At 42.8% G+C, this 11375-nt stretch carries 10 protein-coding genes; 5 read left to right on the forward strand and 5 right to left on the reverse strand.

Features of this window, described 5'->3' with window-relative positions:
• Positions 1–183 precede the first annotated feature (183 nt).
• Complete coding sequence (asnB, locus tag L3V33_RS09985) at positions 184–1854, forward strand: asparagine synthase B (RefSeq protein WP_004734234.1); 1671 nt, start codon at positions 184–186, stop codon at positions 1852–1854.
• Positions 1855–1941: 87 nt separating this feature from the next.
• Here asnB and rfaH read toward each other — a convergent pair whose 3' ends face one another.
• Positions 1942–2448 (reverse strand): transcription/translation regulatory transformer protein RfaH, encoded by a 507-nt coding sequence (gene rfaH, locus L3V33_RS09990; RefSeq protein WP_114633863.1) that lies wholly within the window; start codon positions 2446–2448, stop codon positions 1942–1944.
• A gap of 502 nt (positions 2449–2950) precedes the next feature.
• Between rfaH and L3V33_RS09995 the strand changes: the two genes are divergently transcribed.
• The gene (locus L3V33_RS09995) at positions 2951–4336 is read left to right on the forward strand and encodes a peptide MFS transporter (RefSeq protein ID WP_004734236.1); all 1386 of its coding nucleotides are present in this window, start codon (positions 2951–2953) and stop codon (positions 4334–4336) included.
• A 90-nt stretch (positions 4337–4426) separates the two neighbouring features.
• Here the strand turns inward: L3V33_RS09995 and hemH are convergent, their stop codons facing one another.
• The 3 genes from hemH to htpG form a co-directional block, all read right to left on the reverse strand.
• Positions 4427–5389, reverse strand: a complete 963-nt coding sequence (hemH, locus tag L3V33_RS10000) for a ferrochelatase (protein WP_237290325.1) — start codon at positions 5387–5389, stop codon at positions 4427–4429.
• Positions 5390–5666: 277 nt separating this feature from the next.
• Positions 5667–6311 carry an adenylate kinase gene (gene adk, locus L3V33_RS10005; protein WP_004734238.1) on the reverse strand — a complete coding sequence of 215 codons (645 nt, stop codon included), beginning with the start codon at positions 6309–6311 and terminating at the stop codon, positions 5667–5669.
• A 388-nt stretch (positions 6312–6699) separates the two neighbouring features.
• Positions 6700–8604 carry a molecular chaperone HtpG gene (gene htpG, locus L3V33_RS10010; RefSeq protein ID WP_004734239.1) on the reverse strand — a complete coding sequence of 635 codons (1905 nt, stop codon included), beginning with the start codon at positions 8602–8604 and terminating at the stop codon, positions 6700–6702.
• Positions 8605–8873: 269 nt separating this feature from the next.
• Between htpG and L3V33_RS10015 the strand changes: the two genes are divergently transcribed.
• The 3 genes from L3V33_RS10015 (at position 8874) to L3V33_RS10025 (ending at position 10770) form a co-directional block, all read left to right on the forward strand.
• A complete protein-coding gene (locus L3V33_RS10015) occupies positions 8874–9785 on the forward strand; it encodes a transcriptional regulator (protein ID WP_171314085.1) in 912 nt (303 codons plus the stop codon).
• Position 9786: 1 nt separating this feature from the next.
• Complete coding sequence (locus L3V33_RS10020; RefSeq protein ID WP_054547640.1) at positions 9787–10302, forward strand: regulatory protein ToxS; 516 nt, start codon at positions 9787–9789, stop codon at positions 10300–10302.
• 147 nt (positions 10303–10449) lie between these two features.
• The gene (locus L3V33_RS10025; protein WP_004734242.1) at positions 10450–10770 is read left to right on the forward strand and encodes a SelT/SelW/SelH family protein; all 321 of its coding nucleotides are present in this window, start codon (positions 10450–10452) and stop codon (positions 10768–10770) included.
• Positions 10771–10800: 30 nt separating this feature from the next.
• On the opposite strand, the gene yfcE is transcribed toward L3V33_RS10025, so the two are convergent.
• Entirely contained in the window at positions 10801–11346 is a 546-nt protein-coding gene (yfcE, locus tag L3V33_RS10030; protein WP_237290326.1) for a phosphodiesterase, read from the reverse strand.
• Positions 11347–11375: the final 29 nt, after the last annotated feature.

An 11375-nucleotide genomic window follows, 5' to 3' on the forward strand; every position in this document is an offset into this window, starting at 1 on the left:
TGAGAGGTTTTTGTTTAAAAAACCAACCGCAATTAGACGCCACTCACCAAAACCACCTTTAAATTAGATAATTTCTAACAGAAACCCCTTTATATTATTTTTTTGCTCACATTCGGTTGCTTTTTTTAGCCAGAATGGCAAATTGAATACAGTTGATTTAGAAATTATTTAAAAGGAAGTTCTATGTGTTCAGTATTTGGCATTCTCGACATTAAAAGTGATGCCGCAGCACTTCGCCCTATTGCTTTAGAAATGTCTAAAAAGCTTCGTCACCGTGGCCCAGACTGGTCTGGTATCTATGCTGGTGAAAAAGCAATTCTTGCTCACGAGCGTTTGGCTATCGTTGGTCTTAACAGTGGTGCACAACCACTATACAGCCAAGATAAAAAGCATATTCTTGCAGTGAATGGCGAAATTTATAACCACAAAGAACTTCGTGCACGCTATGAAGATAAGTACCAGTTCCAGACTGACTCTGACTGTGAAGTTATCCTAGCGTTATACCAAGAAATGGGCGCGGACCTTTTAGAAGAACTTAACGGTATTTTCGCATTCGTTTTATACGACGAAGAGAAAGACGAATACCTAGTCGGCCGTGACCATATTGGTATCATCCCGCTTTACCAAGGCTACGACGAGCACGGCAACTACTACGTTGCTTCAGAGATGAAAGCACTCGTTGAAGTATGCAAGACGATCAGTGAGTTCCCTCCTGGTAGCTTCTATTCTTCGAAAGATGCAGAGCCTCATCGCTACTACATCCGCGATTGGAATGAATACGCTGCGGTACAAGGTAACAGCACAAGTAAAGAAGAACTGACTGAAGCGCTAGAAGCTGCAGTTAAACGTCAACTAATGACAGATGTACCTTATGGTGTACTTCTATCTGGTGGTCTTGATTCTTCAATCACTTCAGCAGTCGCTAAACGTTTTGCTGCAATGCGTATCGAAGACGATGAGCAATCAGAAGCTTGGTGGCCACAACTACACTCATTCGCAGTAGGTCTAGAAAACGCGCCTGATCTGATTGCTGCTCGTGAAGTCGCTGATAAAATCGGTACAGTACACCACGAGATGACTTACACCATTCAGGAAGGCTTAGATGCAATCCGTGATGTTATCTACCACATTGAAACTTACGATGTAACGACGATTCGAGCTTCAACGCCGATGTACTTGCTTGCTCGTAAGATCAAGGCAATGGGTATCAAAATGGTACTGTCTGGTGAAGGTGCTGATGAGATCTTTGGTGGCTACCTGTACTTCCATAAAGCGCCAAACGCAAAAGAGTTCCACGAAGAAACCGTGCGTAAGCTTCTTGCTCTAAGCATGTTTGACTGTGCTCGCGCCAACAAATCACTTGCGGCATGGGGTGTTGAAGGTCGTGTTCCATTCTTGGACAAAGAGTTCATCGATGTAGCAATGCGTTTGAACCCTGAAGATAAGATGTGTGGTAACGGTAAAATGGAGAAACACATTCTACGTGAGTGTTTTGAAGACTACCTACCAGATTCAATTGCATGGCGTCAAAAAGAGCAGTTCTCTGATGGTGTTGGCTACGACTGGATTGACACATTAAAAGCAACGGCTGAAGAAAAAGTAACGGATCAACAAATGGAAGCTGCTAAGTTCCGTTTCCCTTACAACACGCCAACAACCAAAGAAGGTTATGCTTACCGTGAAATTTTTGAGGAGCTATTCCCTCTAGAATCAGCGGCAGAATGTGTACCTGGTGGTCCTTCAGTTGCTTGTTCATCAGCGAAAGCGATTGAGTGGGATGAGTCATTCAAAAACTGTGTCGACCCATCAGGTCGTGCAGTACAAGCCGTTCACAACGATGCTTACAACGCTTAGCGCGTTTTGAACAAACCCTAAAGACTAAAAAAGGCGCATTATGCGCCTTTTTGTTTTAAGCCTATTTTTTGCTTTGTATTACTGCACTTATGCGTGAGCTTGTAGTGCTTCGTTCTCAATACTGATCGGAACCACTTTGCTGATCATTTTTACCAGCATAATAGATCGAGCTTCACCATCTTTCTGATGGAAAATAGCTTCAACCCCAGCAAACTGACCACTATTGATCTTGACCACTTGCCCTGATTCAAACTCAAAACAGCACTCTTCAGGTTCATCTTCGCAACACTTCTCAAACTCTTTCAGTTCATACACTAAGTCGCCTTGGACTTCATGCGGCCTTGCTCCAAACTTAATAAAGTCGACAACGCCACGAGTCGAACGAACTGTCGTAAAACTAGGGCCTTGCTCATAATCAAAGCGAACAAAGATATAAGACGGGAACAGCGGTTCTTTGACCTGCTTCTCTTTCCCTCTCACGACCTTCTTGACATCGATTTGAGGATAAAAGCACTCTACCCCCTGATTTTCTAGGTGCTGTTGAGCGCGTTTTTGATCACCACGCTTACAGTAAAGTAAATACCAACGTTTCATTTAACTAGCCATTTTATATTTTTAGATATTTTACCACATGCCTAAAACGGTTGAATCGCCATTAATAAAATGAATCATTGTGAGCAAAAAATATTGCGTAGCAGACCAATTTATCAACAAAAAGTTATAGGAGCTAAAAGTGGTTAAGCATTGTACAGAGATCATTTAGAGATCAAAAGGCTCATTGTTGTAAGCATATGTATCCCACCTTTAATGGGGATTTCATTCTATTTAATCTCAAACCAATACGCCAGACCAATATATCTAAACACTTTTATTCGATGTTGCTTTAAAAAAGCTCACTTATCAACCAGCTCAAATCTGGAAAGTTAGTTTGCAGCACACTCGAAATAATCAACATCAAAATCAAAGAGCTTTAATATCAATAACTTAACAAAATTCAGTTATCGTAACCATAAAATACACCTATTGCAGACTTTTATCCCACTGTGTATACATGAGTGACTATAAAATCTTTTAATACCTAAAATTAGTAAAACTTATGCCAAGCAATCACAACATCTTTGGCCACCCTAGAGGCCTATTTCTACTTTTTAGCACAGAGCTATGGGAACGTTTCTCCTACTATGCAATGCGTGCCATCCTTGTTTTATTTCTTACCGATACCACTATCAATGGTGGCCTTGGTTGGTCAACAAAAGATGCCCTCGATCTTTATGGCATCTATACTGGTTTAGTCTATATCACGCCATTAATCGGCGGCTGGCTGGCCGATAACTACTTAGGACAACGTAAATCGATCCTAGTGGGCGGTGTATTAATGGCCTTAGGCCAATTTACGCTCGCTCTTCCTAACGGCGCTATTGGCTTAGACCAAGTAAATGCTCTTTATCTAGGTTTAGCACTGCTTATCAGTGGTAACGGTATGTTTAAACCAAACATCTCGACCATGGTTGGCGACCTATACCAAGAAGGCGATAACCGACGTGACGGCGCTTTCACCATTTTCTACATGGGCATCAACTTAGGCGCGCTACTGGGTGGCTTAATTTCAGGTGCTGCAGTCGATTCATTCGGCTGGAAAGCTGGCTTCCTAGCCGCTGGTATCGGTATGGTTATTAGCTTAGTTATGCAATTGACGATGGCTCAGTCATGGTTAGGCAACATTGGCTCAGTACCTGCAGCTGCACGAGCGAAAGCGCTGAACAAATCGAAAGAGAAAACACCACTGACCAAAGAAGAGTTCGACAGACTAAAAGTTATTCTAGTTATGGGTCTGTTCGTAATCGTTTTCTGGGCTGGCTTTGAACAAGCTGGCGGTTTGATGAACATCTACACTCAACAATATACTGACCGTATGATTGGTGGCTTTGAAGTTCCTGCAGCTTGGTTCCAATCTCTGAACCCATTCTTCATCATTACACTTGCACCAATCATTGCTGCATTTTGGGTCAAGCTTGGTAAGCGTGAACCAAACTCGCCAGTGAAATTTGCGATGGCGTTGTTTTTCTTAGCACTAGGCTTTGTGTGCATGATGGGTGCAGTAATGGAGCAAGGTGGCGACCTAACAGTCAAAACATCAATGCTATGGCTAGTCGGTGCTTTCTTCTTCCATACTCTTGGTGAGCTTTGTCTATCTCCTATTGGCCTGTCGTTGGTCACTAAGTTAGCTCCTCTTCGTCTGGCATCGTTAATGATGGGTGCATGGTTTGGCTTCAATGCTGTCGCAAACTACGTCGCTGGCCTTGTGGGTTCTCACGTTGGTGAGCTTGGCGCAATGTCTATCTTCGGTGGTATCGCAATTACAGCGACAATAAGTGGCGTCTTACTGCTTCTTTGTGCAGGTAAACTTGTATCATGGATGCATGGTGTAGAAACTAACATGACGCTTGAAGCAGAGCCAAAAGCAGAAACTTCTGTTGCTTAATATCTAGATCTATTTCAAAAAGAAACATCAAGATCAAAAAGGGCTGCTCAATGAGCAGCCCTTTTGTTATTTATTCTATTGGTATATTAGTTAGCGATGAAGCGCCACTAGCTCAGCCATCATATCGATGTGTGAGTCTCTGTCGTTAAGACACATAATGTAGCTAAAGTCTGAGCCACCAGCATCAATGAACGTCTCTTTACACTGGTCAGAAATCTCTTCCAACGTTTCCAAACAGTCAACCGAGAACGCAGGAGCCATGATATCAATCTTCTTGATGCCCTTACTCGGCAGTGATTCAAGTGTCTCGTCAGTGTAAGGCTTCAACCACTCTTCTCGACCAAATCGAGACTGGTATGTCATGGTGATATCGTCCGCTAATAAGCCTAACTCAGCAGCAAGTAATTTGGTCGTCGCTTCACAATGCTGAGGGTAGATGTCACCTTCATCAGCGAGTCGCTTCGGAATACCGTGGAAAGAACACACTAAATGATCGGCTCTACCATTTTCTTCCCAATGGCTACGAACACTTTCAGCCAGTGCTTTCGCATAGCTAGGGTGAGAATAATAATCTCGAATAAAGCGATAGCTCGGGATAACAGGCATTTTTTTGAAGGCTTTAGTTAAACCATCAGAAACGGCCGCTGTCGTTGTTCCTGAGTACTGAGGATACAGAGGTAGTACGATGATGTCTTCGACACCCTGCTCCATCAGTTGTTCGACACCCGTCTTAAGACTTGGGTTGCCATAGGTCATACCCAGCGCAACCGGCATTTGCAATTTCTTCTGCAGTTTCTCAGCTTGTCTTTGTGAGTACACAAGCAGCGGTGATCCATCGTCCATCCAGACAGACTGATACAATTTAGCCACTTTCGGAGCTCGAATCGGTAAGATCACCCCATGTAAAATAGGACACCAAAGCCAACGCGTTAGGTTTACGACTCGCTTATCGTGTAAGAATTCACTCAAAAATCGACGAACGCCAGCTGGAGTCGCCGAATCTGGTGTTCCTAAGTTCACCAGTAAAACGCCCTGCTTTTTATTATTTTCCATAGATACCTGAGACCAATGTGTGATTTTCTGGAACGTAATATACTAATCTGCATAAGTTTAAGATCATTGTTACGCAACTAAATTTAAGAATAGTCGTTCTTAACCTGAGTTATCGCAACATCACCTTGATCGTTAGCCGCGTGAATCTAAGCCGCAGCGCGGAAATTATGCACAATCGATTTTATCTAGATTGGTATATGACTAAAAATTGAAACAAAAAAAGCGACCTTAACGGTCGCTTCCAATATATCAAATTCTAAAACTGGCTGTTAGCCAATTATGCTAGTGCTTTCTCAAGTTCTGCACTAACTTCAGCAACTTGCTTAGTACCATCAAATTTAAGGTACTTAGTGTTACCTGCTTCTGCTTCCTTACCGTAGTAAGAAATAAGCGGAGCCGTTTGATCGTGGTATACGCCTAGACGTGCACGAACTGTTTCTTCTTTGTCGTCATCACGTACAACAAGCTCTTCGCCAGTGATGTCATCTTTACCTTCTTCTTTAGGTGGGTTGTACACACTGTGGTATGTACGACCAGAAGGAAGGTGAGCACGACGACCAGCCATACGCTCAACAATCACATCGTCAGCTACGTCGAATTCAACAACGTAATCAACAGCAATGCCCATTTCTTTTAGGCCATCCGCTTGTGGGATTGTGCGTGGGAAACCGTCTAGTAGGAAACCTTTCTCACAGTCATCTTGAGCGATACGCTCTTTGATTAGACCAAGGATAATTTCATCAGAAACTAGCTGACCAGCGTCGATTACTGATTTTGCTTGCTTACCAAGCTCAGTACCCGCTTTGATAGCAGCACGTAGCATGTCACCAGTTGAAATTTGAGGGATACCAAATTTGTTCATGATGAAGTTAGCTTGAGTACCTTTACCCGCGCCAGGAGCACCTAGAAGAATGATGCGCATGTTTAATCCTCTTATAAAAATTATGATTTATACCGAAGCTCACTATCCCGCCTTTCTGGTTTAATTTAGGTCAAACAAGAGAGGTTAGGTAACAACTGAGGCTAAGCACAACTGTAAACAGAAGCAAAACGGTAAGTTTCGGTATAACGTTTAAAAATCATACAACTGGAGACGATAGGTTCATAGTACCAGCTGATTAGGTCGAGCATTCTATCACATTAATATTCAATTTGGCTGAAATTAAGACTAAAGAATGTATCGACAGCGTTTGCGTTCGTCTTGTTAGCAACTTTAGCAACATTTCGATGAAGTTAAGCGACGTTCATAAAAAAAGCCCGCATTCGCGAGCTTTTATTCATAATTATGGGCTTAGCCCAAAGTCGAAAGACTAACGTTTTGTTAGTAGCTCGTTGATTGCACCTAAGAATTGTGACGGATCTTCCATTGAGCCCTTTTCAGCCAGCATAGCCTGGCCAAGTAATAGCTCAACCCAGCGACCAAACGCTTGTTCGTCCGCTTCATCAGCCATCTGTTTCACCAGTGCGTGCTCAGGGTTAATCTCAAAGATGTACTTAACTTCAGGTGCAGCTTGACCCGCAGCTTCAAGAAGCTTAGCCATTTGCGTGCCCATTTCGAAGTCGTCAGTGACTACAACCGCTGGCGTTGTCGCTAGCTTGAAAGTGGTACGAACCTCTTTAACACGATCACCTAGGTAAGATTGAGTGCGCTCAACAACAGATTTGAACTCTTCTTCTGCCTCTTTTTGCTTCTCTTTCTCTTCTTCGCCTTCGAACTTGCTTAGGTCTAAGCCCGCTTTGGTGATCGATTGGAACTGCTTACCATCAAAATCAGTCAGGTAGTTCATGACGTACTCATCAATACGATCGTACATTAGAACCACTTCGATACCTTTTGCTTTGAACTGCTCCAAATGCGGGCTGTTCTTAGCGGCAGCGTAGTTATCTGCTGTTAGGTAATAAATCTTGTCTTGACCTTCCTTCATACGTTCAACGTAAGACACTAGGCTGATAGCTTGGTCAGCAGAGTCAACTTCCGTTGATGAGAAGCGAAGTAAACCAGCGATTTTTTCTTTGTTCGCCATGTCTTCCGCTGGGCCTTCTTTCAGTACAAGGCCAAACTCTTTCCAAAACTCTAGGTACTTGTCGTTGTCATTCTTCGCCATGCGCTCAAGCATAGTCAGGACACGCTTGGTACATGCTCCACGAAGAGACTGAGTTACCTTATTATCTTGCAAGATTTCACGAGACACGTTCAGTGGTAGATCGTTTGAGTCAATCAAGCCGCGAACGAAACGCATGTAAGATGGCATGAACTGCTCTGCATCATCCATGATGAATACTCGCTGTACATAAAGCTTAAGGCCGCTCTTATGGTCACGATTCATCATATCCCAAGGTGCTTTAGCTGGGATGTAAAGTAGGCTTGTGTAGTCGTTCTTACCTTCAACTTTGTTATGGCTCCACGTTAGTGGGTCAGCAAAGTCGTGAGATACGTGCTTGTAAAACTCTTGGTACTCTTCTTTCTCGATATCAGACTTGTTACGAGTCCAAAGCGCTTGAGCCTTGTTAATCTGTTCCCAATGTTTCTCTTCGGTGTCTTTACCTTCGTCATCTTTAACCGCAGTTAAGATAGAAACAGGGATACCGATGTGATCAGAGTATTTACCAATGACTTCACGCAAACGCCATTCATTTAGGAATTCTTTACCGTCTTCGCGCATATGAAGAATAATATCAGTACCACGAGACTCTTTAGTGATGTCTTCGATGGTGTAATCACCTTCCCCTGCAGAGTGCCACTGAACAGCTTCATTACTCGCTAGACCTGCTGCACGTGTGCGGACCGTTACCGCGTCTGCAACGATGAATGCAGAATAGAAACCAACACCAAATTGACCAATCAATTGAGAGTCTTTGCTTTGGTCTTCAGACAGCTTTGAGAAAAAGTCTGCAGTACCCGATTTAGCAATCGTACCTAAATGCTCAATAACGTTGTCGCGGCTCATGCCGATGCCGTTATCAGAAATCGTTAAAGTATTGGTTTCAGCGCTAAAAGATAATTTTACGCCTAGGTCTGCATCACCTTGGTAAAGGTCACCGTTTGACAAGGCTTGGAAACGAAGCTTATCAGCCGCGTCAGATGCGTTAGAGATCAGCTCACGTAGGAAGATTTCTTTATTTGAATACAGTGAGTGAATCATTAGGTGAAGTAGTTGTTTTACTTCAGATTGAAAGCCACGAGTCTCTTTATTTTGCGTTGCTGTTTCGCTCATTTTTACTCCAAAACATCTATACTTTATGTTGAATACCATAGGGGCGTAACACTTGATGCCACTCTTATGTTCATTAACATGAGGATGACAAATGTAAATTCAAGGTCAAAAATCATAAAAACACTGTTTTTTTGATCTGTTTTTATTATCCTTGAGTCTGATAAATATAAAAGAACATAAAAGAAGCCATGATTTGGTGAAGAATTAACGGAACTTCACCTGAGATTTGTCTATTTCGCACTCAAAATCATCCAAAATAGAAGAATTCAATGAGCAATATCGGCACAAAGTTTATTCTCGCACAGCGGTTCGTATTCGACCCAAATAGCAATTCACTTGTTGATCAAATGAGCGACGGCGAAGTCGTGCGCCTTGGCAGCAATGAAAGCCGCATTCTCCTGATGCTGTCAGAAAGACCCAATGAAGTTATCACTCGTAATGAATTGCACGAGTATGTTTGGCGAGATCAAGGCTTTGAGGTTGATGACTCAAGCTTAACGCAAGCAGTTTCGACCCTGAGAAAGATGCTCAAGGACTCGACCAAATCTCCAGAATTCGTAAAAACGGTACCTAAACGCGGTTACCAATTTATTGCAACCGTTGAACGCTCTGCACCACTTTCATCAAATGATCAGCCAGCAGCGGCTGAAATTGCAGAAAATGACGTAGAACCTATCTTAACGTTTGCAACGCCTACAATGACCGAAGAAGTAATGACCGAAGCTGTTGAGCCCGAGTCAATTACAAAGTTTCAAGAAACCAAAGTTGAAGTGGAACCAGCAACAACACCAACTGCGACCCCGGTTAAAAGCACCAATAAGTGGTTAGCGTTTTCGTTATTGCTTGCGGCTTTCATCATGCCAATTCTGGTTTTAACGTTTACTAACCCCGCAGAATCCGAGTTCAGAACATTGACTGAAGTGGATGGTGTAAAAATTCAAACCCCAATCAATCATCCTGATCTCAGCAGTTGGCTACCTGCGATAGAGAAGTGTGTATTGCGTTACAACACCAATCACACTGGCATGCTGAAACCGACTGAGGTGATTGCAACTGGTGGACAAACCAACAACCTTGCCCTCAACTACATTCACCCGCAAGATTACTCTAGCGAAAATGTAACCCTAAGAATTTACGCAAACCAGTCGGATGTAAACGACATTTGTAACGGTGGTCAGTAACATGAAATTAAAAGTATCGATTATTTTACTGGTTCTATCTGCATTTTTAAGTGGTTGGTTATATTGGGGCAGCGATGCAAAAGTAGAGCGCTTGCTCACTCAGCATGAATGGCAATCGAAAATGGTGACTCTGATTAGCGATAACAAGCAAGCTGATTCAATCGGGCCGCTTCGTAAAGTTGAATTGTCATCGAATGCGAAATACCTACCAAATGGTACGTACCTGAGAATGTCAGTGGTTAGGCTGTACAGCACTCAAACTGCACCTGCGAATGTGATCAACATATCTGAAACAGGTCAGTGGGATATTAACGATAACTATTTACTGATTTCGCCAACGGAGTTTAAAGATGTAACTTCTGCTGAGCGCCAAGACTTTTCGGAAGAGCAACTCGAACTTATCACTCAAGTGATTAAGATGGATGCAGAGCAAAGCCGACGCATTGATATTATTAATCAGAAGGCACTGCTGCTCACTAGCTTAAATCACGGTTCTACCGTTTTGTTCTCAAACTAAAACTGGTTCAAACTAAAACTCTGCAGTTATTTATGTATATCAATAGCTGAATACCATTAAACGGTATATCAATAGAAAGGGGCATGATGCCCCTTTTTTGTTAGCCGTTGGTATCAAATTACGGATGTAGCATTTTAAGGATTAACTATGAATACGGATCAACCAAATCTGACGCCAGCAAAAGAGACAGCAACAAAAGCGACAATCGCAATACACTATTGCCGTCAGTGTAATTGGATGCTTCGTTCAAGTTGGTTATGCCAAGAGCTGCTGCATACCTTTAGCGAAGAAATTGAACAAGTGAGCTTGCATCCAGACACCGGAGGCAGGTTCGAAATCTTTTGTAATGGTGTGCAGATTTGGGAAAGAAAAGCAGATGAAGGTTTTCCAGAAGCGAAAGTTCTGAAGCAAAGAGTGCGAAACATCATTGCTCCAGACAGGGACCTCGGCCACGTAGACTCAAAGTGAGCCTTTTCTAACGCCGCCGATTGAGTTTATTTAAAGCTCGCCACTCACAATTACGTCACCTTCAAGGCTAATGACTTTAAAGGTATTATTTTCATAGATGCCATGGCTCGCTGCGTGACCATCTCGTGGGAATGTCACCGAACTAGGGTTAAAGATAAAGATATCATCTTGGTATTCGGCAACTGGAATATGGGTATGTCCATGGGCAATAATATCACCCGCTTTTAGTGCTGGTCGTTTAATGGTGTTATACAAATGGCCATGGGTTAGAAAGATACGCTGACCTGATTCCAATAACACCCATGAGTAATCCATCATCATTGGAAAAGACAACAACATCTGATCCACTTCACTGTCACAGTTACCACGAACGGCAATGATCTCTTGAGAAAACGCATTCAACTTCTCTGCAACCGCCGGCGGATTGTATCCTTCGGGAAGCGGGTTTCTTGGACCATGATTCAGAATGTCACCCAATAGCACTAAATATTGCGCACCAGACGCTTGGTAGAGTTCTAATACCTTTTCTGTTGCTGGCAGCGAACCGTGTAGGTCTGAAGCAAAAAATAATTTCACACGTACTTCTCCATAAAATTTATGAGCCT

Source organism: Vibrio sp. A2-1, from assembly GCF_021728355.1.
GTDB lineage: Bacteria > Pseudomonadota > Gammaproteobacteria > Enterobacterales > Vibrionaceae > Vibrio > Vibrio splendidus_K.

Coding starts and splice junctions, on each gene's coding strand:
- asnB (WP_004734234.1), top strand. CDS start 184: ATGTGTTCAGTATTTGGCATTCTCGACATTAAAAGTGATGCCGCAGCA.
- rfaH (WP_114633863.1), bottom strand. CDS start 2,448: ATGAAACGTTGGTATTTACTTTACTGTAAGCGTGGTGATCAAAAACGC.
- L3V33_RS09995 (WP_004734236.1), top strand. CDS start 2,951: ATGCCAAGCAATCACAACATCTTTGGCCACCCTAGAGGCCTATTTCTA.
- hemH (WP_237290325.1), bottom strand. CDS start 5,389: ATGGAAAATAATAAAAAGCAGGGCGTTTTACTGGTGAACTTAGGAACA.
- adk (WP_004734238.1), bottom strand. CDS start 6,311: ATGCGCATCATTCTTCTAGGTGCTCCTGGCGCGGGTAAAGGTACTCAA.
- htpG (WP_004734239.1), bottom strand. CDS start 8,604: ATGAGCGAAACAGCAACGCAAAATAAAGAGACTCGTGGCTTTCAATCT.
- L3V33_RS10015 (WP_171314085.1), top strand. CDS start 8,874: ATGAGCAATATCGGCACAAAGTTTATTCTCGCACAGCGGTTCGTATTC.
- L3V33_RS10020 (WP_054547640.1), top strand. CDS start 9,787: ATGAAATTAAAAGTATCGATTATTTTACTGGTTCTATCTGCATTTTTA.
- L3V33_RS10025 (WP_004734242.1), top strand. CDS start 10,450: ATGAATACGGATCAACCAAATCTGACGCCAGCAAAAGAGACAGCAACA.